The organism is Burkholderia sp. BCC1047 (assembly GCF_902833155.1).
In the GTDB taxonomy this organism is placed as follows: Bacteria; Pseudomonadota; Gammaproteobacteria; order Burkholderiales; family Burkholderiaceae; genus Burkholderia; species Burkholderia sola.
This window is the reverse complement of record NZ_CADFEH010000061.1, coordinates 1-26,281: the sequence shown is the minus strand read 5'-3', so window position 1 is coordinate 26,281 and position 26,281 is coordinate 1. Positions and strand designations below refer to the sequence as shown.

Genomic DNA, 26,281 nt, shown 5'->3' with positions numbered 1-26,281 from the left:
GACCAGCGCACGACCAACCTCGGCGGGCAGTACACGACGAACCCGCCCGGCGGCAACGTGCCGCCGGGGGCGAGCGGTTCGAATTCGTCGGCGGGTGGTTCGGGCGCGGTCGCATCGGGCTCGAACAGCACGGCGGTCGGCAACAGCTCGACGGCGTCCGGCAACGGCGCCACCGCGATCGGCGTGGGCGCGACGGCAGCGGGCAACAACTCGACGGCGATCGGTGCGGGCAGCAACGACGGCGGGCGCTCGAACGTGGTCGCGGTCGGCTCGGCGGATTCGGCGCGGCAGGTCGTGAACGTCGCGGCCGGCACGCAGGGCACCGACGCGGTGAACGTGAACCAGCTCAACGCAAGCGTAGGCACCGCGGTGTCGCAGGCGAACAGCTACACGGACGGCCAGGTCGCGGGCCTGCGCAACAGCCTCGACAGCTATCGCCGCGACGCGGACGGCGGCACCGCGACGGCGATGGCCGTGGCCGGTCTGCCGCAACCGTCCGGCCCCGGCAAGAGCATGGTCGCGATCGCGGGCAGCGTGTACCGCGGCCAGTCGGGCCAGGCGCTCGGCATCTCGACCATTTCCGAGAACAACCACTGGATCTACAAGGCGGCCGTATCGACCAACACGCGCGGCACGTACGGCGCCGTCGTCGGCGCCGGCTATCAGTGGTAGGCGTACGAGGCGATGCGAAACATGAAACGAAACGACAAGCGAACCATGAAAACTCAACAGGCTGGGCTGCTCGCGGCGTGCGTCGCGACGGCAGTCGCAATAACGGGATGCGCGGTACCCCACACGCCGCCGCGGTTTCCGGACGCCGCATCCGCGTCGCCCGCGGGCGGCACGTTCGTGAACGTCGCGAACCTGCGCAACGTGAGTACGGGCCTCAACAAGGACCAGCTCTACGATCTCATCGGGCCGCCGCAGTTTCACGAGTGGTTCGTGGGCAGTCATGTCTGGAACTACTTGTTCGACTTCCGCCGCGGCGACACGGTGGTGTCCTGCCAGTACCAGATACAGTTCGACGGGAACATGCGCGTGAGCGCGACGTACTGGCGCGATCCGCAGTGCGCGGACTTCGTACGGGACACGGCGCCGGCGGCGGCCGCCGCCGTCAGGCCCGCGCCGCTCGAACAGTTCACGATCGCAGGCGAGGCGCTGTTTCCGTTTGCGAAGTCGAGCGTCGATTCGATGCTGCCGGGCGGCCGTGCCGAGCTGGACGCCGCGATCGCGAAGATCCGCGCCGAAACCGGCATGACGACCATCGACGTGGTCGGCCACACCGATCGCATCGGCTCGGACGAAAGCAACCGTGCGCTGTCGCTGGCGCGCGCGGAGACCGTGAAACGCTATCTGGTGACGCACGGCATCGACGCCGCACGCATTCGGGCCGACGGCGTCGGATCGTCCCAACCGGTATCGCACTGTCCGCCGGGCGAAACGCCCGCCGTCATCGCGTGCCTGCAGAAAGACCGGCGCGTGACCATTACGGTGTACGGGCAGCGCTGAGTTTGCGCGTCCGGGGCGCGTGGTCAGGCTGAACGCGCCCTTTCGCTGGCCGCCGGGATCGTCCGGCTCGCGGCGCACGCGTGCGCTTTCAGCACGCGCCTGCCCGATCCTCGCGCGCATGCCGAGTGCACCATCGCGGCAATGCAGCATCGCCAGCCGATGGGCACAAGGCAGCGCACATCGGGAAGCGGCGCCGGACATCCCGATCCGGCGACCGCCGAACAGGCGATGTGCTGCTCCGCACAAACCGGCAGCGGGTTGCGCCGGCGTCGGGCACGAAGCGCCACCGGCGCAGCCGCCGTCGCCTGATCGGCCGCGACCCGGCGCTAGCGCAAACCCGAACCCGGTTGCACTGTTCATCGCCATTCTGGTCCTGTATCGTCCTCCCATCCCCGATTGCGAAACCGCTGCATGGGAGGCTTACGATGCGAAAAAAGAATGCTGCAGCCGTCTGGATCCTGATCGCGATGGTGGCAGGCATCGCGATCGGCTACATGGTCTTCACGAGCTTTCCGGACAAAAAGGCCGCTGCCGAAGTCGCCGGGTACATCTCGCTCGTCTCCGACGTGTTCCTGCGGCTGATCAAGATGGTGATCGGGCCGCTCGTCTTCTCCACGCTGGTGGTCGGCATCGCGCACATGGGCGACGCGGCCTCGGTCGGGCGCGTGTTCGCGAAATCGATCACCTGGTTCGTCACCGCGTCGCTGGTCTCGTTGCTGCTCGGGCTGCTGATGGCGAACCTGCTGCGGCCCGGCGACAATCTCGGCTTGCCGCTGCCGGACATCGGCGCATCCGCGAACCTCGCGACCTCAAAGTTCACGCTGAAGGATTTCGTCGGCCACATGGTGCCGAAGTCGTTCGCCGAGGCGATGGCGAACAACGAAATCCTGCAGATCGTCGTGTTCTCGATGTTTTTCGGCGTCGCGCTCGCCGCACTCGGCGATCGCGGCAAGGTCCTCATCGCCGCGATCGACCAGCTGTCGCACGTGATGCTCAAGATCACCGGCTATGTGATGAAGCTCGCGCCACTCGCGGTGATGGCCGCGATGGCCGCCACCGTCGCGGTCAACGGGCTGTCGGTACTGCTGAAGTTCGCGGTGTTCATGGGCGACTTCTACGTCAGCCTGTTCCTGCTCTGGGCATTGCTCGTGTGTGCGGGGCTGCTGTTCCTCGGCCGTCGCGTATTCAAGCTGCTCGTGCTGATCAAGGAAGCGTTCATGCTGTCGTTCGCGACGGCCAGCTCCGAAGCCGCGTACCCGAAGATCCTCGACGCGCTCGACCGTTTCGGCGTGAAGCGCAAGATCTCGAGCTTCGTGATGCCGATGGGGTACTCGTTCAACCTCGACGGCTCGATGATGTACTGCACGTTCGCGTCGCTGTTCATCGCGCAGGCGTACAACATGCATCTGTCGCTCGGCACGCAGATCACGATGCTGCTGGTGCTGATGCTCACGTCGAAGGGGATGGCCGGCGTGCCGCGTGCATCGCTCGTCGTGATCGCGGCCACGCTGCACCAGTTCGGGCTGCCGGAGGCCGGACTGCTGCTGATTCTCGGCGTCGACACGTTCCTCGACATGGGCCGCTCGGCCACGAACGCGGTCGGTAACTCGATCGCGAGCGCGGTGGTCGCGAAATGGGAAGGCCAGCTCCTGTCGGAAGCGGAAGCCGAAGCCAACGCGGCGCGCATCGAAGCGGAACAGGAAGCGTCGATCGCACATCCGACCGAAGTCTGACGGAGGCCCGGCGATGAAGATGCAGCGATTCTGGCGGGCGCTCGCGCTCGCGGGTTTGCTTGCCACCGGCGCGACCGCGCGCGCGGAAGATGCGCCCTCCGCGCCGCCGCGCGCCGAGCCGTTCGCGCCGGCCCAACTGACCGGCACGCTCGCGAAGGTGCGCGGCAGCGGCACGATCGCGCTCGGCTATCGCGACGCGTCGATACCGTTCTCGTACCTGAACGCGCGCAACCAGCCGATCGGCTATTCGATCGAGCTGTGCAAGGCGCTCGTGTCGTCGATCGAGGATGCGATCAACAAGAGCCTGACGATCCGCTGGGTGCCGGTCACGTCCGACAACCGCATCGACGCGGTGGTCAGCGGCAAGGTCGATCTGGAATGCGGCTCCACGACCAGCAACCTCGAGCGCCAGAAGCGCGTGGCGTTCTCGCCGATCTTCTTCGTGGCCGGCACGAAGGTGATGGTGAAACGCGGCGCGCCGATCCGCTCGTTCCGCGATCTCGCGGGCAAGAAAGTCGCGGTGACGGCCGGTACGACCAACGAGAAGGCGCTGCGCGACCTGAACGAGCGGTTCAGGCTCGGGATCCAGCTCCAGGTGGTGCCCGATCATGCGCAGGGCTTCGCGCTCGTCGCGAACGGCGGCGCCGACGCGTTCGCGACGGACGACGTGCTGCTGTACGGCCTGATCGCCGAGAACGCGAGCAAGGGCGGCCAGTACGACGTGGTGGGCGATTTTCTATCCTACGACCCGTACGGCATCATGTTCCGCAAGGACGACCCGCAGCTCGCGCAGGTCGTGAAAACCACGTTCCAGGAACTGGCCGCCGACGGCGAGATCGCGCGTCAGTACAAGCGCTGGTTCCTGCGTCCGCTTCCGTCGGGCTTGAGTCTCAACCTGCCGATGAGCCCGCAACTGGAGACGATCATCGAGGCGATCGGCGTCAACGCGAATTGAGCGCGTCGACATCGTCGACATGAATGACGGAACGAGAACGGCCCCGATGCCCTACCCGGCACCGGGGCCGCTTGGCGGGTGCAGCGCGCGTTCAACCGACCCGCGCCGCGCCCTGCTGCGCCGCTTCCGCATCTTCGCTGGCCGTTCGCGCCAGCACCGGCTTCAGCGCCTGCCCGGTATGGCTCGCGCTCACCTTCGCGAGCGCTTCCGGCGGCGCCGCCGCGACGATCGTGCCGCCGCCCACGCCGCCTTCCGGGCCGAGATCGATGATCCAGTCGGCTTCCGCGATCACGTCGAGGTCGTGCTCGATCACGACGACGCTATGCCCGGCATCCACTAACCGGTGCAGCACGCGAATCAGCTTCGCGACGTCGGCCATGTGCAGGCCGACCGTCGGCTCGTCGAGCACGTACAGCGTGTGCGGCGCCTTCTGGCCGCGCCGCGTGATGTCGTCGCGCACCTTCGTCAGTTCGGTGACGAGCTTGATGCGCTGCGCCTCGCCGCCGGACAGCGTCGGCGACGGCTGGCCGAGCGTCAGATAGCCGAGCCCGACGTCCTTCATCAACTGCAGCGGATGCGCGATGTTCGAGATCGGCGCGAAAAATTCCACCGCCTCGTCGATCTCCATCGTCAGCACGTCGCCGATGTTCCGGCCGCGCCACGTGACAGCGAGCGTTTCCGGATTGAAGCGCTGCCCGTGGCACACGTCGCACGGCACCTTCACGTCGGGCAGGAAGCTCATGCCGATCGTGCGCACGCCTTGCCCTTCGCACGCGGGGCAGCGCCCGCCGCCGGTATTGAACGAGAAACGCGACGCGGTATAGCCGCGTGCGCGCGCTTCGAGCGTATCGGCGAACAGCTTGCGGATCGTATCCCACACGCCGATATAGGTGGCCGGGCACGAACGCGGCGTCTTGCCGATCGGCGTCTGGTCGACCTCGAGCACGCGATCGATCTGCTCCCAGCCGCTCAGCGACTCGCAGCCCTGCCACGCATGCGTGACGTTCAGCGACGGCCGCGGTGCGCTGCGCGCGAGCACGCTCGAACGGCGGTTCGTGGCCGGCGCGTCCTGCTGCGCGGCCTTGCGCGCACGCCGCGTGGCCGGCGACGACAGCACCGACCGGCCGACCGCGTCGAGCAGGTTCGTCATCAGCACGTCGCGCGCGAGCGTCGACTTGCCCGAACCGCTGACGCCCGTCACCGCGACGAGCCGCGCGAGCGGAATGCCGACGGTGACGTCGCGCAGGTTGTGCAGCTTGGCGCCATGCACGGTCAGCCACGCTTCCGGCACGGCTTCACCGCCCTTCTTGCCCGGCAGGCTCACGCTGCGGCGCGGCTGCAGCGGGTGCAGCATCGGCTGCGCGAGCAGACGCCCCGTCACCGAATCCGGCTGCGCGGCGAGATCGGCGACCGCGCCTTGCGCGACCAGCGTGCCGCCGCGCTTGCCGGCGCCCGGGCCGACGTCGATGATGTGATCCGCGCGGCGGATCGTGTCCTCGTCATGCTCGACGACGACCAGCGTATTGCCCTTGTCGCCGAGCTTGCGCAACGCGTCGAGCAGGATCTGGTTGTCGCGCGGATGCAGGCCGATCGTCGGCTCGTCGAGCACGTAGCAGACGCCCTGCAGGTTGCTGCCAAGCTGCGCGGCCAGCCGGATCCGTTGCGCTTCGCCGCCCGACAGGCTCGGCGCCGCGCGGTCGAGGCTCAGGTAGCCGAGCCCGACTTCCTCGAGAAACGCGAGGCGGCTGCCGATCTCGCTGACGACGTCGCGCGCGATCTGCGCGTCGCGCCCGGTGAGTTCGAGCGCGTCGATCCAGCGGCGCGTGTCCGACACCGTCCATTGCGCGACCTCGACGATCGGATGCGCGTCGAACGTGACCGCGCGCGCGGACGGGTTCAGCCGCGTGCCCTGGCAATCCGGACAGGGCTCGTTGCCGACGCCTTCCGGCTCCTGCTCGTCCGACGGCAAGGTCTGCTCGCGGCCGCGATCGTCGCCGGCGAGCACCGTGTCGTCGTACGCGGCGCGCTGTTCGCGCGTGAGCGTGACGCCGGTGCCGACGCAGGTCGTGCACCAGCCGTGCTTGCTGTTGTACGAGAACATCCGCGGGTCGAGTTCCGGATAGCTCGTGCCGCACACCGGGCACGCGCGCTTGACCGACAGCACCTTGACCGCGCCGACCTGCGCGGTCGAATGATCGTTCTGCATCGCATGATGCAGCCCGTCGAGCGGCGCGAGCAGGTGCATCACGCCCTTGCCGAGTTCGAGCGTCTCGTCGAGCCTGCGCCGCAACTCGGCCTCGTTGTCCGGCGACACGACGATATCGGCCACCGGCAATTCGATCGTGTGCTCGCGGAAGCGGTCGAGCTTCGGCCACGGATCGACCGGGACGAACTCGCCATCCACACGCAGATGCGTGCTGCCGCGCGCCTTCGCCCACTTCGCGAGATCCGTATACACGCCCTTGCGGTTGACGACGAGCGGCGCGAGCAGCCCCACGTGTTCGCCGCGATGATCGCGCAGCAGTTGCGCGGCGATCGATTCGACGGACTGCGACGTGACCGGCGTGCCGTCGTGGATGCAGTGCTGCAGGCCGAGCTTCACATACAGCAGCCGCAGGAAGTGCCACACTTCGGACGTGGTCGCGACCGTGCTCTTGCGGCCGCCGCGCGACAGCCGCTGCTCGATCGCGACCGTCGGCGGAATGCCGTACACCGCATCGACCTCGGGGCGGCCGGCCGGCTGCACGATCGAGCGCGCATACGCGTTCAGCGATTCGAGGTAGCGGCGCTGGCCTTCGTGGAACAGGATGTCGAACGCGAGCGTCGACTTGCCGGAACCCGACACGCCGGTGATCACGTTGAACTTGCCGTGCGGGATGTCGACGTCGAGCGCCTTCAGGTTGTGCTCGCGCGCGTTGACGATCCGCACGACGTCCTCGCCTTCGATCGCACGGCGCGCGCGCGCCGCGTTCAGCACGGCCTGCAGCGGCACGCCTTCGTCGGCGCGCACTGCGTCGCCATCCATCTCGCGGTCGTACTGCAGCAGCGCCGCGCCGGTATGCGATTCGGCGCAGGCCTTCACGTCGTCGGGCGTGCCCGCGCACAGCACGAGGCCGCCGCCGTCGCCGCCTTCCGGGCCGAGATCGATCAGCCAGTCGGCCGCGCGGATCACGTCGAGGTTGTGCTCGATCACGATCAGCGAATGGCCGGCCGCGAGCAGCTTGCCGAACGCCTGCATCAGCTTCGCGATGTCGTCGAAGTGGAGCCCGGTGGTCGGCTCGTCGAACATGAACAGCTTCGCACGTGCGATGCGCACCTCTTCCGTCGCGACCCGGCGCCCGTTGGCCGCCGCCGCCGATTCGGCGAGGAAGCCGGCGAGCTTCAGGCGCTGCGCTTCGCCGCCCGACAGCGTCGGCACCGGCTGGCCGAGCTTCACGTATTCGAGGCCGACGTCGACGATCGGCTGCAACACGCGCAGCACCTCGGCATCGGTCGCGAAGAACGCGGCCGCTTCGCTGACGGTGAGATCGAGCACGTCGGCGATGTTCAGCGCACGGCCGTCGCGCTCGATGCGCACTTCGAGGATCTCGGCGCGATAGCGGCTGCCGTCGCAGTCCGGGCAGCGCAGGTAGACGTCGCTCAGGAACTGCATTTCGATATGTTCGAAGCCCGAGCCGCCGCAGGTCGGGCAACGGCCGTCGCCCGAATTGAAGCTGAACGTGCCCGCGCCGTAGCCGCGTTGCAGCGCGAGCGGCGCCTTCGCGAACAGCTTGCGGATTTCGTCGAACGCGCCGACGTAGCTCGCCGGGTTCGAGCGCGTGGTCTTGCCGATCGGCGACTGGTCGACGAACACGACGTCGCCGACCTGATCGGCGCCCGTGAGGCTGCGGAACGCGCCCGGCGATTCGGTCGCCTTGCCGTGGTGCCGCGCCATCGCCGGATACAGCACGTCCTGCAGCAGCGTGGATTTGCCGGAGCCGGACACGCCCGTCACGCACACGAGCCGCTGCAGCGGAATCTCGACCGTCACGTCGCGCAGGTTGTGCTCGGTCGCGCCTTCGAGCACGATGCGCGGCGTGTTCGCGTCGACCGGGCGACGCGCCCAGTTCGACGCATGCGCGACCTGCTTGCGGCCGCCGAGATACTCGCCCGTCAGCGTGTGCGCGGAACGAATGTCGCCCGGCGTGCCGTCGTACACGATCGTGCCGCCGCGCTCGCCCGGGCCGGGCCCCATGTCGATCAATCGATCGGCCGCGAGCATCACCGACGGATCGTGCTCGACGACGACCAGCGTATTGCCCGCGTCGCGCAGCCGCTGCATCGCCTCGACGATCCGCGTGAGATCGCGCGGATGCAGCCCGATGCTCGGCTCGTCGAGCACGAACAGGGTTTTCGTCAGCGACGTGCCGAGCGCGGTGGTCAGGTTGATCCGCTGCACCTCGCCGCCCGACAGCGTGCGGCTCTGCCGATCGAGCGTCAGGTAGCCGAGCCCGACGTCGCACAGGTATTTCAGGCGCGTGCGCACTTCGGCGAGCAGCAGCTTCAATGCATCGTCGAGCAGCGCGCTCGGCAGCACGATGTCGTCGAAGAAGCGCCGGATGCGCTCGATTGGCAGCAGCATCAGATCGTGCACCGTCAGGCCCGGCAGCGCCTCGAGCTGCGCGCGGCTCCAGTCGACGCCGCGCGGCATGAAGCGATCGGCCGGCGCCAGCACGGCGTCCGCATTCTCTTTCGAACCGAGCCGCCATTGCAGCGATTCCGTCTTCAGGCGCGCGCCGCCGCACACGTCGCACGGCGTGTAGCTGCGGTATTTCGACAGCAGCACGCGGATGTGCATCTTGTACGCCTTCGATTCGAGGTAGCCGAAGAAGCGCTTCACGCCGTACCACTGGCTTTGCCACTTGCCGTTCCAGTCCGGCGAGCCGTTGACGACCCAGTCGCGCTCGGCGTCCGTCAGCTCGGACCACGCGACGTCGCGCCGGATGCCGGCCTTCGCCGCGTAGCGCATCAGGTCGTCCTGGCACTCTTTCCACGCGGGCGTCTGCATCGGCTTGATCGCGCCGCCGCGCAGCGTCTTGCGCGCGTCGGGAATCACGAGGCCGAGATCGACGCCGATCACGCGGCCGAAGCCGCGGCACGTTTCGCACGCGCCGTATGCGGAGTTGAACGAGAACAGCGCCGCTTGCGGCTCCGCGTAGCGCAGATCGCTGTCGGGATCGTGGAGCCCGGTGGAGAAGCGCCAGATCACCGGCTCGGCCACCGCGTTTTCCGCTTCCGGCGCGAGCACGTACACGTTCACGCGGCCGCCGCCGCGCTTCAGCGACGCCTCGATCGCCTCGACCACCCGCACCTTGTCGGCCTGCTGCACGCGGAAGCGGTCGGCCACCACGTCGAGCATCTTGCGCGGCCCGGTGGGCGACGCGACTTCGCGCTGCGCCTGCACGCGCGTGTAGCCGCTTGCCGACAGCCACTGCGCGATTTCCTCGTCGGACACCGCTTCCGGCAATTCGACCGGGAACGTGACGACGACGCGCGGATCGTCCGCCTGTGTGCGCGCGACGAGCTCCGCGTAGATCGTTTCAGGCGTGTCGTGCCGCACCTGCCGCGCGGTCTTGCGGTCGAACAGCTCGGCCGCGCGCGCGTACAGCAGCTTCAGGTGATCGTTCAGCTCGGTCATCGTGCCGACGGTCGAGCGCGAACTGCGGACCGGGTTGGTCTGGTCGATCGCGATCGCGGGCGGCACGCCGTCGACGCGCTCGACCTGCGGGCGATCCATCCGGTCGAGAAACTGCCGCGCATACGCGCTGAAGGTTTCGACGTAGCGCCGCTGGCCTTCCGCGTACAGCGTGTCGAACACGAGACTCGACTTGCCGGAGCCCGACGGGCCGGTGACGACCGTCATTTCGCCGGTGCGCAGGTCGAGATCGAGATTCTTGAGGTTGTGCTGACGTGCTCCGCGAATGCGGATCAGATTGCTGGATGACAATTTGCCTGCCCGTCTGAATGAGTTAGCCGGAATTCACGGTGCCGGAACGCTGCGGCGGATGCCCGCAGGCGCGGCGCACGGGCCGCAAGGGTTGGACCTGTGCGGCTCGAGTTCGACGGATACTATACTGTATATTCATACAGTTTTCCATTACCGCTACGACACGGCGAAATGGTCATGCGCTCGCACGCGCCATTTTCTGTCCGCTGGCCCAAAACCGCACTTTCCCTATCCGAAAGCACGCGCCGGGCAAGTAAAAAATTCTCGAAACAAAATCGGTTCCGTCTCTTTTTACTTATGGCGAAAATCCTCCGACGAATTCACAAAATGTCACAATCGCATCCATTACCGGTGATTTATATTGCCTAACCGTTTGTTCCAGACGGACCAAAAAAGCAAACGTTTGCTTGCTCGCCGCCCGATGTTTTTCAGGTGTCGGCCGACAAGCCGATCACGTTAGTCGGGGTGCATGAATGCGCATACTGGTGGTAGAGGATGATCCCGTTCAGGCCGAGGAAGTCCAGAGCGCGCTGGCTCCGTACCGTCACACGATCAAGGTCGTCGTCGACGGCGAGCAGGCGTTGCGGTTCCTGCGATCCCAGTCCGTCGACGCGGTCGTGCTCGACTGGCACTTGCCCAGCATGACCGGAATCGAAGTACTGAACTGGATCCGCACGCGCGCCGACGTCGAATACGGCGTGCTGTTCCTGACCAGCCGGGTCCAGGAGCTCGATGTCGTCAGAGCGCTGGAGGCCGGCGCCGACGATTACCTGACCAAGCCGTTTCGCGCGGAAGAACTCGCCGCACGCGTGAACGCGTTGCTGCGCCGCGTCGCGCGCAACGTGAAGCGCGACGAGCCGATCCGCGCGGGCGAGTACGTGCTCGATCCGGTGGAACGCGCGGTCCGGCTTCGCGACAGCAAGATCGAACTGACGACCAAGGAATTCCAACTCGTCGCGTGCCTGTTTCAGAACCTCGGCAAGATCATGTCGCGAGAGCTGCTCGCAACGACGGCGTGGGGGCGCGAACTGGGCACGGAATCGCGTTCACTCGATACGCATATCTACCGGATCCGGCAAAAGCTGAAGCTCGGCATCGAGAACGGCTTGCGACTGTCGGCGATCTATACGCTCGGCTATCGGCTGGATCAGATCAAGACGACGATCGACGTCCGGTGCGACACCCGGGTGCTGGTCGAAGATCAGGCTTGAGCAGGCGTCGCATGTCGTAGACGGCGTTGCCTGCAGGACGGCGCAGTGCATCGCGTGCCGCGCCTGGGTATGCTGGGTATGGCTTCATCGCGTTCCGGGCATCGCGACGATCGTGCCCGGCGGTGCCCATTTCGTTTTTCCGTTCGCGCGGCGCGGGAACGCCGCCGCGGCGCGATCAGTTTCCCAATGCCGCATCATGGTCGTGCCTCGACAGGAACATGAGGAACGTCGTCCCTTCGCCGAGCTTCGATCGAACCTGCAGCTTGCCGCCGAGCGAATCCACCACCGTCTTCACGAATGCCAGGCCAAGCCCGTGCCCGGACATCGATGCATTGCCGTCCAGCTGCGTGAATTCCCGGAACAGCTTCTCCTGATCCTGTTCGGATATGCCGGTTCCGTAATCGGTGACGGCGATCTTCACGTGTCGATCCGTGGCAGACAACTCGACGTCGACCGTCGAAGCCTCCCGCCCGAACTTGATCGCATTGCCGATCAGATTGACGAACGCGCGCCGCAGCAACTGCACGTCGGCGAGCGTACTGAGCCCCGGCTCCGCGGTCAGATTGACGGTCGTGAATTTCGCGCTTGCCTGCGGCAGCAGATCGTCCACGGCGTCCCCCAGCACCAGCGCGGGATCGACTTCGGCCAGCTTCGGCGGCAGGTTCTCGGCCTTGGCCAGGAACAGGAAATCGTCGGACAGGCTGAGCGCGCGCGTCGCATACTGCGACACCAGTTCCGCGAATCGCTGCGGCGTGTACCGCGACGGGTCGCGCTGCATCTGGGAAACCAGCGCGAGAATGGAAGCCTGCGGCGCGCGCATGTCGTGCGACAGGAAGCGCAGCGCCATGTCCCGCTGGCGCTCGGCCATCCGCACCGACGACACATCCGCGACATGGAACACCAGCGCGCCCTCGCCATAAAACGACGGACGGATCAGTGCGCACTTGATCAGCAGCGACAGCCCGCCGCGCGCATTGGCAATCTCGATGCCCTGATCAAGCTGGGATTTCGTTCGCGCCGATAGCGCGTCGCCGTCCGGCCAGTGATCGAGCGACGCCAGCGCCTGCGCGGCAAACTCGTTGGCCCGGTGCGACCCGGTGATCTGGAACAGCACGTCGGAAACCGCCCGCCCGACCGGCGAACTCGCCGCCCACGAATGCGCATCGCGATTCGCGCACAAGGACATCACGCGCTCGTTCGCGAGCAGCACGATCCCCGCAGCCGACGCGATCAGCGTCGCCTCCGGCAGACTGTCGACCCATGCGTCGATCAGCGCGCGATATCGGCGCACTTGCGTGTCCAGCACCGCCACGCGACGCAACTGCCGCTGAACCGGATCCATCCAATGCCCGGCCTGGACAGGATTCGCATGCAGCACGGGTTCGGTCGTCATCCGGTCCGTCAGCAATGTAGCGAAGCGCAACAACGCTTCGAGACGTCGCCACGACCATAGCAGGTAGGCGAGCACGCAGATCGACATGCCGGTCGCGGGCGGCATGATCCGGCCTTGCCAGGTGAAGAGGGCGAAGGCGGGCGCCGCGATCGCGGCCGACATCCCTGCCGCCGCCAACAAGCCGGCGGAAGGACCGAGCCGGTAGAGCAGCGTGCAAATCGCGACAACGATCAGCTCGTTGAACAGCAGTTCCGGGCCGACTCCCACGCGGCCGGGCATCGCCAGCCCGAAAAAAGCCTGGTCGACGCGCTGCAATGCATGGGCTGCAGTCAAGACCAGGCAAATCAGCATGAGCACGAACGTCAGACCTACCCACTCGATTGCAAGATTCGACGGCGCATGCCTGCGCATCTGTCCGCCCTCGTCACATGCACGGCGCCGTCGGGGCCCAATAAATCTTCCGAACATGTCAATCAGATGATGCTCCATCAATATCGCATTGGGCAACATTTGAAACGACCACATCAAACGTCGCAAATCCCCCGACCTTAAAACAGACAACTAAAAAACCAATTTTTATTAAATTAATTTAATATTTTCAATTAAATTTCACTTGAAACAAATACCCAAACGCACCAGCCAAACAACCTAATATTAGGACATATACCCTAACAATAAAAGAATCACTTTCAATACATCTATTGTATTACAATTTCAAATAAATTGGAATGGATTTTTAAATTGAATCAGAATGGAAATCGATATTTTTGGTACCCTCACCGGGTTTTTCATGCTAGCCAAGATTGCCGCCCATAATCGACCATGACGCCATCAAACGTGAATCGAATTTTTTATTCAAAAACCCACAAAGACCGCCATACCAACCGGAAACCAGACATCAAAAAAATCTCGTATTCGAAATCGATACCGTTAAACAAATTTACATTTGATCACTTTTCGACATTGAAAATTTCAGCCCCGCTCCATAGAATTGGTCGATCAAACGACGAAGCCATTGCCTCCATCGGCCTGAATAAATGTTCACAAACAGCACATTTGCATCAAACCACCCATTGAATGATGCCGAACGGGGACTTCGTCAGGACGAGTTCTTTTTCCTGCTGCAACCCAAATTCGCATTGCAGGCATCTCGCCTGTCCGGCTTCGAATATCTGATGCGCTGGCGACATCCCGAGCGCGGTGTGCTGGAACCGGCATCGTTCCTCAGCGTGATCGAGGATTCGTTCCTTGCCGCACGATTCACCCACCTCCTCACCCAGCATGCGGCACGCACGCTCGCGCAGTGGACGGCGGCCGGATACGACGAACTGGCGCTTGCGATCAATTTGTCGCCGCTCGAACTGGGCCATACGGATTTCCCCGGTCAACTGGCTACGCTGCTGAAATCGCACGGAATCGATCCGCGCCGTTTCGAGATCGAACTGACCGACGTCGTGCCGCCCGCCCGGCTCGACTGGCTGGTGGAAGCCATTCATGCGGTGCAGGCGATTGGCGTGCGTGTCGCGCTCGACGACTTCGGTGCCGGCTTCAACTCGTTGACGCTGCTGCAGCAATTGCCGGTGGACATCGTCAAGTTCGATCGCTCGCTGATCCGCGACGTGCTGCAGAACGGCGAGTCCACGCGTGTGCTCGAAACCCTGGTGCATCTTGCAAAAGGTCATGGCAAGCAGATCGTGATTACCGGCATCGAGACGGCAGAGCAACTCGAATGGGCCAGCACGCTGCCCGGTGTCGAGGGCCAGGGCTTCTACCTCGGCGAACCGCTGTGCGCAGCCGACGTCGAGGGTTTCATTGCGAGCCGCCAACACAGCCCGCTCGCGTAGACAGGCATGGCGCCCGCCCTGCCCGACCCGTGCGCAACGCGCCGACAGGTGCGGGCAGGTCACACGATTCCGACGTGAAAAGCGAAGCGCAATCTACCACCGGATCAACGCCGCCCCCCACGTAAAACCCGATCCCATCGCCGGTGTCAGCACCAGATCGTTCTCCTTGATGCGTCCATCGGACACGGCCTCGCTCAGCGCCAGCGGAATCGATGCCGCCGACGTATTCCCGTGCTTGCCGACGGTGAGCACGACCTTCTCCATCGGCAGATTCAACTTCACGCCGAGCGTCTGCACGATGCGCTGGTTCGCCTGATGCGGCACGATCCAGTCGACGTCGTCCTGGGTCAGGCCTTGCGACGCGAGCGCTTCCTGCGACGCTTCAGCGAGGTTCACGACGGCATGCAGGAACACGTCACGTCCTTCCAGATGCATCTTGCCGGCGCCCTGCGTCGACGATACGCCGCCGTCCGTGTGGATCTTGTCGTGATAGCGGCCGTCGGAATGCAGATGCGTGGTGAGAACGCCGCGCGGCGCGTCGCCGTCGCGCCGCTCGCCGCGCAGCACCACCGCGCCCGCGCCGTCGCCGAACAGCACACAGGTGTTGCGATCCTGCCAGTCCACGATGCGCGACATCGTCTCCGCGCCGATCACGAGCGCGGTGCGGACCTGCCCGAGCCGGATCATGTTGTCGGCGACCGACAGCGCGTACACGAAGCCCGAGCAGACGGCCTGCACGTCGAACGCCGCGCCGTGCTGCATGCCGATCGCCTCCTGGACGCGCACGGCCGTCGCGGGCATCGTGCGATCGGGCGTGCAGGTCGCGAGCACGATCAGATCGACGTCGGCGCCACTGAGGCCGGCGTGTTGCAGCGCGGCCTTGGCCGCGCCGATCGCGAAATCGGACGTATGCTCGCCGCTCGCCGCGATACGACGCTCCTTGATACCGGTGCGCTGCGTGATCCACTCGTCCGACGTGTCCACCATGCGCGCGATGTCATGATTCGTCATCCGCTGCTCGGGAAGCGCCGAGCCGCAACCGACGACGCGCGAAATCCTGTGATCCGCGCGAGTGATGTCCGCCATCTTCCGTACTCCGGTGAAGGTCGATAAGGCGCCGGGCGACCGATCGATCGCAGCCGGCGCACGCCGTTACCAGTTACCCGCGCTCGCGCTTTCGCCGGGCGCCGTGTCGGCGGCTGCACCCTGCCCGCCCAGCGACACGAGATGTTCGGCCAGCGACATGAAGGTCGGGTAATCGTAGAGCACCGTATCGTCGATCTTGATCTTGAGCCGCTCTTCGAGGAAGAACGCGAGTTCGACCGAATGCATCGAATCGAATCCCGCGTCGGCGAAGGTCTGGTCGAGATCGGTCGGCACCTGAAGATTGTTCGCTTCGGCCCACTCCTGGATCCACGCGAGAATGGTCTGGGCGCTCGCCGGGGTTCCGTTCACGTTTGCTGCTTGAAGTTGGTCGCTCATGGCATCGATCTCCTGCTGTCGGATTGAGAAAGAAGGCGCGGCACGGACCGGGCCTTGTATGGGTGAAAGGGTTGTTGAAGCGGACACACGCCGCCTAGGTGGACGTCGCCCGTGCGAGCGAGTCGGCCGCCGCATGCACCGTGCCGGCATCGCCGCCGAAGCACGCCGCGACGCGACGCGCCGAAGGCTCGCGCACGATCGAGTTGTGATCGTCGTCGAACACGCTCACCGTGATGTCGCCGTGCGTGAGAAGCCGCAGACTCTGCGTCGCCTGCGCGCCCGACAGGTTGCCCGGCGTGCGCGCGGCAAGCGCGTACGCAATGCGCGTGTGCACCTGTTGCGGCCGGTGACGCGCGAGCGCCAGCGCACTGGCCGCGTGCAGCCGTGCGATATGCGCGAACATCGCGGGGTCCGCGCGCCGCCGTACGTCGCCGAGATAAAAGTCACGATCGAGCATCGCAACGAAGCGCGGATCGGCAAGCCATGATTCGACGACCTGCGTGACCTCCTCGGCCGAAAACTCGCCATCGAGCTCGCGCAGCCGCGTCGCGAATTCGCCGTCGTGGAGCGGGGTATCGACGATCGTCAACGGCGGTGCGGCAAGCCCCTGCGCTTCCCACTGCGCGGCCATCTCGTGCGCGACGATGCCGCCGAACGACCAGCCGCCCAGCAGGTCCGGCAGCTTGCCGTGCGCGGCGAGCAACGCCGCACGATAGCGCGACGCCAGTTGCCCGATCGACAGATACGTCGGCGCGCGGCCCAGGTCCGCGTACGGATGGCGGACCGCGACGATCGTCGGATCGCCGGGCCACACGGCGGCCAGATCCTGATAACAGAGCACGTTTCCACCGACCGGATGCACGAATGCGACGAGCGGCCCGGCGCCCGTGCGCAGCGTGACGACGAGATCGCGATCGTCCGCCGCAGCGGGCTCCGGCTGCGCGATGCGCGCTCCGGGTTCCGTATCGGGCGCGTGGTGCGATGCGCCCAGCCACGCTGCAAGCGACGACAGCGACGCGCCGCGCGCGAGCATGGTGATCGGCGGCATCCGGCCGAAGTGTTGCTGCAGGCGCACGCGCAGTTCGGTCAACGCCAGCGAGTCGAGTCCCTGTCCGACGAGCGCGACGTCATCGGCTAGGACGACGCCATCCGGCGCGACAGCCGCCGCGATGGCGCGCAACGTCGTCAGCACCGGCTCCGCGTACGCACGTGCGGCCGCCTCGCCGAGGTCCACCGCTTGCGACACCGCGTGGGGCACAGCCTCATTCGCCGCGATGTCGTGCCGCTGTTGCACGCGGCCGTGCTTCGACCCCGCACCCGCGCGATCCGGGAACGGCAACTCGAAGCGCTCGGCCTCGAACGGATAGGTCGGTGCTTCGGCCGGCCGTGGCGCGCTGCCATACAGCCGGCTCCACGCAATCTTCTGCCCCACGCTGTAGAGCCGCGCACACGCATGCGCAAAGCCGGCCGATTCCGTTTCCTCGTCGCCTTCCGGCCCGTCGGCGAGCGACGAGATCGCACATTCCCAGTCACCGCCCGCCGCGGCGCGTGCGAGCTTGGCAAGCGCGGCGCCGGGCCCCACTTCCAGGAAAAGCGTCTTGCCGTCGGATGCCGCGACCAGCGCTTCGTGAAAGCGCACCGGCTGCTCCACGAGATCGAGCCAGTGCTCGACGCCGGCGATCGCGTCCGTCGCGCGTTCGCCGGTGAGCGTGGAAATGATCGGAATCGACGGCGACGCAAATTTCAGCGGTTCGAGTGCGTGCCGGAATGCATCGCGCATCGACCGCAACATCGGCGAATGGCCGGGCGTGTCGTAGGTCTTGAGCAGCGACACGCGCTTGCCGGCCGCGACCATCGCGTCGTGAACCTGCGTGACCGCGGCCTTCGTCCCGCTCACGACGGTTTGCCCGGGCCCGTTGATGCCGGCCACGAACAGGTCCGTGCCGAACGTGAAGCGTGCGGCAAGCTCGTCGACACCGGCCGCGACCGCGAGCATGGCGCCCGCCGGCGTCGCTGTGTCGAACAGCCGACCACGCGCCTCGACGGCCTTGAGGCCGTCGCCGAGCGACATCACACCGCCAATCACGGCCGCCACATGCTCCCCGAGCGAATGCCCGATCAATAGGTTGGGCCGGACGCCAAGGTCCATCCATGTACGCGCTAGCGCATAGCACACGATGAAGTGCGCGAGCTGCCCCGGATGATGGCGCACCGCATCGGCGGTACGGTCGTGGATCGCGTCGAGCACCGCGCGCGCCGTCTCGGCATCGAGCTGGCCGAGGCAAGCATCCGCATGTTTACGGAACATGCCGTTCTCGTCGTACAGATTCGCGCCGATGCCCGGCTGCCACGCCCCTTGACCGGGTATCAGAAACGCGACGCGTGCCTTTCTCGGATGCTCGCCCGCGTGCCATCGCCCGGTAGAATCCGCCGCGAGAAACGCGTCGAGCGCCGCAACGCAATCCCCTTTCGTCGAACCGACCAGTGCGACGCGATGATCGAAATGGTCGCGCCGCACGCAGGAGGTGTGGCACGCATCGCGCAATGGCGTCGACGTATCCGCGAGCCATGCACGCCATGCGGAGGCAACGCGCCGGAGCGCTGCCGGCGACCGCCCCGACAGCGTCAGCACGCGTTCCCGTGCGACGTGCACGGCGGCATCCGGGGCGCGGTCCGGCGCGGCAAGGATCAGATGGACGTTGGTGCCGGTGATGCCGAAGCCGCTCACACCGACCAACGAATCGTCTTCGCCGAGCGGCATACCTTCGCGCGGAATCTCGAGCTGCGCGCCTTCCCATTGAAAACGCGGGTTCGGCGTCGCGAAGTTCACGTGCGCCGGCACGTATCGATGACGCAGGATCAGCATCGCCTTGATGAAGCCGGCCATGCCGGCCGCCCCTTCCAGATGGCCCACCTGCGCCTTGACCGAGCCGACCAGAACCGGTTTGTCGCGCGTGGCGGTGCGCGCATAGACGTTGCGCAGCGCGGAAAGCTCGATCGGATCGCCGAGTGCGGTGCCCGTGCCGTGCGCTTCCACGTACGCGACGGCTTCCGGGCGAGCGCCCGCGCGCGCCAGCGCGCGCCGGATGACGGCTTCCTGCGCCGCGCCGTTGGGGGCCGTGAGGCCGTTGCTCGCGCCGTCGCTGTTGACGGCCGAGCCCACCAGCACGGCGTCGATGCGGTCGCCGTGCGAGCGTGCGTCGTCCAGTCGCTTCAGCACGAGCGCGCCGCCGCCTTCGCCGCGAATATAGCCGTCGGCGTTCGCATCGAACGGGCGGCACTGGCCGGACACCGACATCGCCTGAAGCCGCGCGACGCCGATCGTTTCCTCCGGCCCGAGGATCAGGTTCACGCCGCCGGCGATCGCCACGTCGCATTCGCCCGCCTGCAGGCTCTGCGCGGCGAGATGGATCGCGACGAGCGACGACGAGCACGTCGTGTCGACGAAGATCGCGGGCCCGCTCAGGCCCAGCACGTGCGCGACGCGGCCCGGCGCCATCGCGCGCAGATTGCCGAGCTTCGAATAGGTGGTGATTCGCTCCGGGTCGCCGGACCACACCGTGCGCCGGCCATAGTCGGCTTCACCCGTCGTCATGAACACGCCGACGTTCCTGCCGCGCAACTGCCCCGGCGCAATGCCCGCATTTTCGAGCGCGCTCCATGCGAGCTCCAGCATCCAGCGCTGCTGCGGGTCCATCTCCATCGCCTCGGCCGCCGACGTGCGGAAGAACTTGCGGTCGAAGAAAAAGGGATCGTCGACGTAGCCGGCCACGCGCGAATACGTGGTGCCGGGTTCATGCGGATCGGACGAATAGAATGCGTCGATATCGAACCGCTCTCGCGGTGTTTCGCGTATCGCGGTGCGCCCCGAATTCAGCAGCGTCCAATAGCTCGATGCACACGACGCGCCACCGGGAAAACGGCACGACATGCCGATGATGGCGACGCGCTTCGCGTCTGTAGTTGACCGATCCATACCGTTCTCTCAGCAAGAAGAATGCTTCGTGGCTAGTGGCGACGTGCGGCGTCGAGATCGTCACGGTTGCTCGCCTGGACCAGCACCGCCATGTTGCCCGGCAGGTGCTCGTTCGCGCGGATCTTCGCGTGCGCGTCCGGCAGGCGGTTCCACGGGAACACTTCCGACAGGCACGGATCGATCTTGCCGCCCATCACGAGCCGGTTCGCTTGCGCCGCCTCCTTGAGGCTCGCGAAGTGACTGCCCTGGATGCGCTTCTGCCGCATCCATACGTAGCGTGCATCGCAGGTCAGGTCGTAGCCGCTCGTCGCCGCACAGAAGACGACCATGCCCCCGCGCTTCACGACGTAGCAGGACGGCGCGAAGGTGTTGCGGCCCGGGTGTTCGAACACCATGTCGACGTCGCGCTTTTCGCCGAGCGCGTCCCAGATCGCCTTGCCGAACTTCTTCACGCCGTCGACATAGGCCGCGTATGCGTCTTTTTCATCGACCGACGGCGGTGCGCCCCAGCACGAGAAGTTCGAGCGGTTGATCACGCCGACCGCGCCGAGCCGCTTGACGAATTCCGCCTTCGAATCGTCGGAGACCACCGCGACGGGGCGCGCGCCGGCCAGCGCCGCGAGCTGGATCGCCATCGTGCCCAACCCGCCTGCCGCGCCCCATACGAGCACCGACTGGCCCGGCGACAGCACGTGCGGCTTGTGTCCGAACAGCATCCGGTATGCGGTGGCGAGCGTGAGCGTGTAGCACGCGCTCGCGGCCCACGTGAGATGCTTCGGGCGCGGCATCAGCTGCGTGGACTGGACGCGCGCGAATTGCGCGAACGAGCCATGGGAGGTCTCGTAACCCCAGATGCGCTGCGACGGCGACAGCATCGGATCGCCGCCGTTGCATTCCTCGTCGTCGCCGTCGACCTGCGAGCAATGCGCGACCACCTCGTCGCCGACCTTCCACTTCTTCACGTTCGACCCGACGGCCCAGACGATGCCCGCGGCGTCCGACCCGGTGATGTGATACGGATCGTCGTGCAGGTCGAGCACCGAGAACGGCTGGCCGAGCGCTGCCCACACGCCGTTGTAGTTGACGCCCGCCGCCATCACGAGGATCAGCACGTCGTTGGGGCCGACCGACGGCACGTCGACGATCTCCTTCGTGAACGCGCGCTGGGGCTCGCCGTGATTCTCGCGGCGAATCGTCCATGCATGCATTTTCACGGGCACGACACCGAGCGGAATCGGGCTGCCGATCTCGAACAATTCAGACTGGTCACGTCTCGTTTCGACAGCCATATCCAATACTTTGGCATCCATATTGATATCCCCAGAAGATCCGATTCGATTGAGATGACGCTCGCAGGTCAGGCCGCGGCCATTCCGCCATCCACGGAGAGCGCAGTGCCCGTCATGAACGACGACTCTTCGCTCGCGAGGAACAGGACCGCCTTCGCAATCTCGTCTTCGGTCCCCAGGCGGCCTACCGGATGAAATGCCTTGATCTGATCGGTCATGCCGGTCTCGCCGAGAAACTTCTCGACCATCGCCGTCGCGACGAAGGCGGGGCAAATCGCATTGACGCGAATATTCTGCTTCGCATATTCGAGCGCCGCCGCTTTCGTCAGGCCGAGAATGCCGGCCTTCGACGCGTGATACGCGCAGCCGCCGAATGCCGATACCACGATGCCGTACGTGGACGACATATTGACGATCGCGCCGCCGCCCGCTTTCAGCATTTCCGGAATTTCGTATTTCATCGACAGGAACATTCCTTTCAGGTTGATGTCCACGACGAAATCCCAGCTCGCCTCGTCGGTATCGGCCACCGGCTTGCCGAACGACTCGACACCGGCATTATTGAAGGCGATATCCAGCCGGCCGAATTCGCTTACCGTTCGCGCAACCGCATTCGCGCAATCGTCGGCGCGGGAGACATCGGTCTTCACGAACATCGCGTTGCCGCCCGAGGTGCGAATTGCCTCGACGACGGCCAGCCCCTCGTCGGTACGGCGCGATGCAATCGCGACATGCGCGCCTTCCGCCGCAAACCGCAACGCGGTGACGCGACCGATACCCGAACTCCCGCCGGTCACGAGGACGACCTTATCTTGAAATCTCGACACTGCGCTCTCCCGGTTGCGTGGATATGACGGATTCCTTATGGCCATCCATCGATTCCACCTGTCCGAATCCAATTGCCATCTCGTAGTCGGGACGATTCTAGACGGCGAAAACCGGGCAAAGATGAAAGTTCATAAAAGTTCAAATTTGATTTTCCGGCACGCGAATATCATCCGGAACGTCAGTGGCTTCAGCGTTCAACCGATTGAGTCCAACCATGCATGCGAACCCGATATCCAGACATGAACTCGGCATGTCCGTCATCCATGCCATTGGCATCGAAGGCTTCAGCGGCCTCAGCGCCGCGCTCGATCGCCTGGATCCCGATTTCAGGCGGTTGCTCATCGAGGACGCTTATGCGGACCTCATTGCCCGCCCCAATCTGTCGCTGAAAAACCGCGAACTGATGACCGTCGCGGTGCTGACCACGATGGGCAATGCCGATTCCGCACTCAGATACCACGCGGGCGGCATGTTGAACACGGGCTGGACGCCCGAGGCGCTGCTCGAAACGGTCTTGCTGACGCTCGACTACGCAGGGGTGCCGGTGGCGATGGCCGGCATGCACCACGTCGCGGCGTTGCTGCGGGAGCGTGGCGTCGGCGTCGACCACGTGGCCGATCTCGTTGAAGGGTACGATTGCGCGCTCGCCTACCTGCTGCAGCGTCGGCAGCGGCCATTCGATGCGCTGACGCCCAAGGAGCGCGGACTCGCGACGCTCGCGATCGTCATCGCACTCGAAAATCGGCACGACGCGGTCCGCCAGCACTTGAGGACCTGTCTCGATCTCGGCTGGACGCGCAGTGAACTGACCGAGGTATTGATTCAACTCACCGGCTATATCGGCTGGCCGCTCGTGCTACCCGTGTCGCGCATTGCGCTCGCCGTGTTCGATGCGGCGGACGGCTGCCCCGGTTCGGCGCAGGCGAACGCAGTCACCGCACCGGAAGCGCCGGAACGCGGCATCGACGCGGCCCGCGCCTACGCCGAGATGTCGAACGAACTCTCTCGTTGCCTCGACTCACTTCAGGCGTCGACGTCGCAGCCGGCTTCGAGCGGATACGCGAAAGCCCGGCACCTGACGGCCATCGCCTGCCTGACCTGCGTCGCCCGCAACGCCGACGTCGACACACTCGTGGCTCATATGCGCGGCGCGCTGTCGCTCGGCGCGTCGCAGCGCGAAATCATCGACGCCATCGTCGGCGCATTACCGCACGCCGGTGTGCTGGCCGCGCAATGGGCGCTTGACTCGGCGAATCGATTGTTCGCGTCGCTGGACGCACGCGCGGCATCGCAACAGGAAAGCGCCGCGGCATAGCGGATGACGACGCTCGCCCTCCAACACGACGCGGTACGAACGACACGGGACCAGACGATGAACGACGAAGGCGGATACGATCTCGAGGATCTCATTCCGGGCATGAGTGCGCGCTTCCTGAAAACGCTGTCCGAGCGCGACGTTTTCCTCTTTGCAAGCGCGTCGGGCGACAAGAATCCGGTGCACCTCGACGACGCCTATGCGAAGCGGACGCGATTCGGCGGCCGCATTGCCCACGGGATGCTGTCCGCGTCGGTGATATCGGCGGCCATTGCGACGCGCCTTCCCGGCCCGGGTTCGATCTACCTGTCGCAGGATCTGCAGTTCCGGCGCCCGGTGAAGCTCGGCGAAACGGTTTGCGCGACCGTGACGGTCAAGGAGATTCTCGCGAGCCGGCGGCGGGTCGTGCTGGAAACCTGTTGCGAAGTCAACGGGCTCGTCGTGGTGGAAGGCACGGCGGTCGTCATGCCGACGAATGCCGCGCAGCGGCGGAAAGACGCGGCGGACGTACAAGGTCAGGAAGTTTGACGGAGCAGGCGGCTGGCCGGCACCGCGGCTAAGCCGGTTTGCGCAGCGGCGCCAGCAGGTGCCGCAAGCCGTTATGGTCGATCTCGTGCATGAGCGCGAGCTGTCGGCCGAGTTCGCCGCGCGGGAACCCTTCGCGAGCCAGCCAGTTCAGGTAAGGTCCGGGCAGGTCGGCAATGAGTCGGCCCTTGTATTTTCCGAAGGGCATCGTGACGGCGACAAGGCATTCAAGATCGGGGGTACGCATGCGCGTATTGTGCACGGCTTTCCGCCCTCTCGCGCATTGCGGCCCGCTCCACGCTCGCCGGTCCACGGCGGCGAATCCGGCCCTTCATGGCCGGCCGATTCGCCAAACCGGCCCCGATTGACGGCCGGCATTCGCATCGGCCGCCGACTTCGTTCGTGCCTGCTAGACTGAAACTTCCCCCTGCAAACCCTGGAGGGAATGATGATGTCCATCTACGTCGTGAAGACCGGCGAGCAGTTCCTGTGCACCGCCGAGGACGGCGATATCGGCATGGCGCCGGCGATCGAAGACGCCGCATCCTTTGGTTCGTATGACGAAGCGGAGAAAGCCGCGAGCGCGCATGCCGACCCTGGGTACGAGATCGTGGCCGTCTGCGTGATCAGGCACTGAACGCCGATCCACGGCCCGGTGCGGATCGCGATCCGCGTGCGGGACGCCAGTCGCGGTTGTCTGCGTCGAGCCTCCTTGCCGCAAGCGAGCCGTCCGGCTTCGACGGCCGCGCTTGCGGCAACCCGCTCGTAGCGCCCTACTTCTGCAGCGAGATTTCCACGCGACGATTGCGCGCGCGCCCTTCGGCGGTATCGTTCGACGCCGCCGGACTGGCTTCGCCGTGGCCGGCCGCGGCGAACGCATCCGCTTTCAGCCCGTGTTCGCGCAAGTATGCGGCGACCGCATCCGCCCGGCGCTTCGACAGCACCTGGTTGTGCGCGTCCGAACCGGTCGCGTCGGTATAGCCGTCCACTTCCACGCGCGAGAAATGCCGGTCGCCCTGCCGGTTCAGCAGCGTGTCGAGCGCGGCGGTAGCCGCGGGCGTCAGCACGGCCGAGTCGGTCGCGAAATACGCATCGCCGGTCAGGCTCACTTTCTCGAGCGGCACGGGCGCCGGCGCAACGACCGCGGCAGCCGGCGCGGGCGCCGCTCCGCACTGGAACACGATCGAATGCGGATCGGCGCCGTCGCGGTACGGCGTGGTGGTGTCGACCAGACGCACGGGCTCGTTGCCGCACATGCGGGTCGCGACCTTCATGCAGGTCTTCGCGGTCGACAGGATGCCGTGGCAGTCGACCTGGAACGTCCGGATACCGTTTCGCGACTGCAGTTCGTACGCGTTGTACGTCGGCCCCGACGCACTCGAACAGCCCGCGAGGGCAACGACGGACGCCAGCAGGGCAAGATGGATGTTTTTCACTTGTTTACTCCGAGAATGCGATGGGCGCAGCGTGCGCGGCGCGATGACGCGGCCGCACGCGCATGCGTTTGCGTTCGGCGCGGTCCGCTGCGGCAACCCGTGCCGGAACGGACCGCTGCGCGCGATCACTCGATCACTTCCACTGATACAGCACGCCCGCGCCGACCACGCGCTGGCTACCTGCGAAACCGCCGTTCAGCGTCGCCTTCAGGTTCTCCGTGACGCGCGCCTGCACACCGACCGCCATCGCCTTCTGGCCCTGGAACGTCGCCGTGCCGACCCCCATCGCGAAGTTCGAATCGCGGTCCATGTGCGGGATCGACGCCATCGCGGCGGTCGCGGCGATCCCCTCGCGGGCCATCGAATCGGTCTGCTGGATCTGCTGCTGCATCTGCGTAAGCTGGTTGTTAACCGTGTTCAGCGACTGCGTGAACTGGTTCGATACCGCATTCAACTGGTTCACGTTCACCGCGTCGGTGCCCTGCGTACCGGCCGCGACGTTCACCACCTGCCGCGCCGAATCGGCCGAGCCGACCGCGACCACGTTCGAGCGTCCGCCGTCGTTGCTGCCCGCGCCGATCGCCGTCGAGTTGTTGCCCGCTGCGGTCGCGCCCACGCCGATCGCGGTGGCGCCGTTGCCGGACGCCGTCGAGCTGTTGCCGACCGCCGTGCTGTTCGAGCCCGACGCGACCGCGCCCGACCCACCCGCCGACGAATTCGAACCGCTCGCCCCCGGCGGCACGTTGCCGCCGGGCGGGTTCGTCGTGTACTGCCCGCCGAGGTTGGTCGTGCGCTGGTC

The 26,281-nt window shown here is 65.9% G+C and carries 19 protein-coding genes; 9 read left to right on the top strand and 10 right to left on the bottom strand.

All coding sequences use genetic code 11. The features are described from left to right. From HWX55_RS36445 to HWX55_RS34935, 4 genes are all read left to right on the top strand, one after another. Nucleotides 1-672: YadA-like family protein (locus HWX55_RS36445; RefSeq protein WP_175978971.1), on the top strand; the 672-nt coding region annotated here is incomplete at its 5' end. A 12-nt stretch (nucleotides 673-684) separates the two neighbouring features. Then, nucleotides 685-1,509: an OmpA family protein gene (locus HWX55_RS34945; RefSeq protein WP_175978970.1), complete on the top strand. Its 825-nt coding sequence runs from the start codon at nucleotides 685-687 to the stop codon at nucleotides 1,507-1,509. Between the two features lie 425 nt (nucleotides 1,510-1,934). Then, the gene (locus HWX55_RS34940; RefSeq protein WP_175978969.1) at nucleotides 1,935-3,242 is read left to right on the top strand and encodes a dicarboxylate/amino acid:cation symporter; all 1,308 of its coding nucleotides are present in this window, start codon (nucleotides 1,935-1,937) and stop codon (nucleotides 3,240-3,242) included. A 13-nt stretch (nucleotides 3,243-3,255) separates the two neighbouring features. Next, nucleotides 3,256-4,197, top strand: coding sequence for an amino acid ABC transporter substrate-binding protein (locus HWX55_RS34935; RefSeq protein WP_175978968.1), 942 nt, complete (start codon nucleotides 3,256-3,258; stop codon nucleotides 4,195-4,197). A 91-nt stretch (nucleotides 4,198-4,288) separates the two neighbouring features. Here the strand turns inward: HWX55_RS34935 and uvrA are convergent, their stop codons facing one another. After that, the gene (uvrA, locus tag HWX55_RS34930) at nucleotides 4,289-10,183 is read right to left on the bottom strand and encodes an excinuclease ABC subunit UvrA (RefSeq protein WP_175978967.1); all 5,895 of its coding nucleotides are present in this window, start codon (nucleotides 10,181-10,183) and stop codon (nucleotides 4,289-4,291) included. Between the two features lie 473 nt (nucleotides 10,184-10,656). On the opposite strand from uvrA, the gene HWX55_RS34925 reads away from it, so the two are divergent. Then, complete coding sequence (locus HWX55_RS34925) at nucleotides 10,657-11,394, top strand: response regulator transcription factor (RefSeq protein WP_175978966.1); 738 nt, start codon at nucleotides 10,657-10,659, stop codon at nucleotides 11,392-11,394. 175 nt (nucleotides 11,395-11,569) lie between these two features. Here the strand turns inward: HWX55_RS34925 and HWX55_RS34920 are convergent, their stop codons facing one another. Next, nucleotides 11,570-13,297: a HAMP domain-containing sensor histidine kinase gene (locus tag HWX55_RS34920; protein ID WP_244140703.1), complete on the bottom strand. Its 1,728-nt coding sequence runs from the start codon at nucleotides 13,295-13,297 to the stop codon at nucleotides 11,570-11,572. Nucleotides 13,298-13,824: 527 nt separating this feature from the next. Between HWX55_RS34920 and HWX55_RS34915 the strand changes: the two genes are divergently transcribed. After that, nucleotides 13,825-14,631 (top strand): EAL domain-containing protein, encoded by an 807-nt coding sequence (locus tag HWX55_RS34915; RefSeq protein ID WP_175978965.1) that lies wholly within the window; start codon nucleotides 13,825-13,827, stop codon nucleotides 14,629-14,631. Between the two features lie 93 nt (nucleotides 14,632-14,724). Here HWX55_RS34915 and HWX55_RS34910 read toward each other — a convergent pair whose 3' ends face one another. The 5 genes from HWX55_RS34910 to HWX55_RS34890 all read right to left on the bottom strand — a co-directional run bounded on the left by HWX55_RS34910 (nucleotide 14,725) and on the right by HWX55_RS34890 (nucleotide 22,250). Beyond that, the gene (locus tag HWX55_RS34910; protein WP_175978964.1) at nucleotides 14,725-15,717 is read right to left on the bottom strand and encodes a beta-ketoacyl-ACP synthase III; all 993 of its coding nucleotides are present in this window, start codon (nucleotides 15,715-15,717) and stop codon (nucleotides 14,725-14,727) included. 66 nt (nucleotides 15,718-15,783) lie between these two features. Next, the gene (locus HWX55_RS34905; protein WP_175978963.1) at nucleotides 15,784-16,113 is read right to left on the bottom strand and encodes an acyl carrier protein; all 330 of its coding nucleotides are present in this window, start codon (nucleotides 16,111-16,113) and stop codon (nucleotides 15,784-15,786) included. Nucleotides 16,114-16,207: 94 nt separating this feature from the next. Continuing rightward, on the bottom strand, nucleotides 16,208-20,089 hold the full coding sequence (locus HWX55_RS34900; protein WP_175978962.1) for a type I polyketide synthase: 3,882 nt from the start codon (nucleotides 20,087-20,089) through the stop codon (nucleotides 16,208-16,210). A gap of 32 nt (nucleotides 20,090-20,121) precedes the next feature. After that, nucleotides 20,122-21,345, bottom strand: a complete 1,224-nt coding sequence (gene ccrA, locus HWX55_RS34895; protein WP_244140702.1) for a crotonyl-CoA carboxylase/reductase — start codon at nucleotides 21,343-21,345, stop codon at nucleotides 20,122-20,124. Between the two features lie 101 nt (nucleotides 21,346-21,446). After that, the gene (locus HWX55_RS34890) at nucleotides 21,447-22,250 is read right to left on the bottom strand and encodes a glucose 1-dehydrogenase (protein ID WP_279612709.1); all 804 of its coding nucleotides are present in this window, start codon (nucleotides 22,248-22,250) and stop codon (nucleotides 21,447-21,449) included. Between the two features lie 206 nt (nucleotides 22,251-22,456). Here HWX55_RS34890 and HWX55_RS34885 point away from each other — a divergent pair, with 206 nt between their 5' ends. Continuing rightward, nucleotides 22,457-23,521 carry a carboxymuconolactone decarboxylase family protein gene (locus HWX55_RS34885; RefSeq protein ID WP_175978960.1) on the top strand — a complete coding sequence of 355 codons (1,065 nt, stop codon included), beginning with the start codon at nucleotides 22,457-22,459 and terminating at the stop codon, nucleotides 23,519-23,521. A 57-nt stretch (nucleotides 23,522-23,578) separates the two neighbouring features. Then, a complete protein-coding gene (locus HWX55_RS34880) occupies nucleotides 23,579-24,049 on the top strand; it encodes a MaoC family dehydratase (RefSeq protein WP_175978972.1) in 471 nt (156 codons plus the stop codon). A 28-nt stretch (nucleotides 24,050-24,077) separates the two neighbouring features. Here the strand turns inward: HWX55_RS34880 and HWX55_RS34875 are convergent, their stop codons facing one another. Beyond that, nucleotides 24,078-24,293, bottom strand: a complete 216-nt coding sequence (locus tag HWX55_RS34875) for a DUF3820 family protein (RefSeq protein ID WP_175978959.1) — start codon at nucleotides 24,291-24,293, stop codon at nucleotides 24,078-24,080. A 201-nt stretch (nucleotides 24,294-24,494) separates the two neighbouring features. Here HWX55_RS34875 and HWX55_RS34870 point away from each other — a divergent pair, with 201 nt between their 5' ends. Next, nucleotides 24,495-24,683 (top strand): hypothetical protein, encoded by a 189-nt coding sequence (locus HWX55_RS34870; protein WP_020980031.1) that lies wholly within the window; start codon nucleotides 24,495-24,497, stop codon nucleotides 24,681-24,683. Nucleotides 24,684-24,819: 136 nt separating this feature from the next. Here the strand turns inward: HWX55_RS34870 and HWX55_RS34865 are convergent, their stop codons facing one another. Both HWX55_RS34865 and HWX55_RS34860 read right to left on the bottom strand, forming a co-directional pair. Next, nucleotides 24,820-25,482, bottom strand: a complete 663-nt coding sequence (locus tag HWX55_RS34865) for an OmpA family protein (RefSeq protein ID WP_175978958.1) — start codon at nucleotides 25,480-25,482, stop codon at nucleotides 24,820-24,822. Between the two features lie 133 nt (nucleotides 25,483-25,615). Further along, the coding region (locus tag HWX55_RS34860; RefSeq protein WP_175978957.1) for a YadA-like family protein at nucleotides 25,616-26,281 on the bottom strand (666 nt) is incomplete at its 5' end.

Bases quoted from the DNA above. Each gene is read 5' to 3' on its own strand.
- HWX55_RS34890 (WP_279612709.1), bottom strand. From the start codon at position 22,250: ATGGCCATAAGGAATCCGTCATATCCACGCAACCGGGAGAGCGCAGTG.
- HWX55_RS34945 (WP_175978970.1), top strand. From the start codon at position 685: ATGCGAAACATGAAACGAAACGACAAGCGAACCATGAAAACTCAACAG.
- HWX55_RS34920 (WP_244140703.1), bottom strand. From the start codon at position 13,297: ATGTTGCCCAATGCGATATTGATGGAGCATCATCTGATTGACATGTTC.
- HWX55_RS34885 (WP_175978960.1), top strand. From the start codon at position 22,457: ATGTCCGTCATCCATGCCATTGGCATCGAAGGCTTCAGCGGCCTCAGC.
- HWX55_RS34935 (WP_175978968.1), top strand. From the start codon at position 3,256: ATGAAGATGCAGCGATTCTGGCGGGCGCTCGCGCTCGCGGGTTTGCTT.
- HWX55_RS34940 (WP_175978969.1), top strand. From the start codon at position 1,935: ATGCGAAAAAAGAATGCTGCAGCCGTCTGGATCCTGATCGCGATGGTG.
- HWX55_RS34910 (WP_175978964.1), bottom strand. From the start codon at position 15,717: ATGGCGGACATCACTCGCGCGGATCACAGGATTTCGCGCGTCGTCGGT.
- HWX55_RS34905 (WP_175978963.1), bottom strand. From the start codon at position 16,113: ATGAGCGACCAACTTCAAGCAGCAAACGTGAACGGAACCCCGGCGAGC.
- HWX55_RS34880 (WP_175978972.1), top strand. From the start codon at position 23,579: ATGAACGACGAAGGCGGATACGATCTCGAGGATCTCATTCCGGGCATG.
- HWX55_RS34875 (WP_175978959.1), bottom strand. From the start codon at position 24,293: ATGCGTACCCCCGATCTTGAATGCCTTGTCGCCGTCACGATGCCCTTC.
- HWX55_RS34915 (WP_175978965.1), top strand. From the start codon at position 13,825: ATGTTCACAAACAGCACATTTGCATCAAACCACCCATTGAATGATGCC.
- HWX55_RS34870 (WP_020980031.1), top strand. From the start codon at position 24,495: ATGATGTCCATCTACGTCGTGAAGACCGGCGAGCAGTTCCTGTGCACC.
- HWX55_RS34900 (WP_175978962.1), bottom strand. From the start codon at position 20,089: ATGGATCGGTCAACTACAGACGCGAAGCGCGTCGCCATCATCGGCATG.
- HWX55_RS34925 (WP_175978966.1), top strand. From the start codon at position 10,657: ATGCGCATACTGGTGGTAGAGGATGATCCCGTTCAGGCCGAGGAAGTC.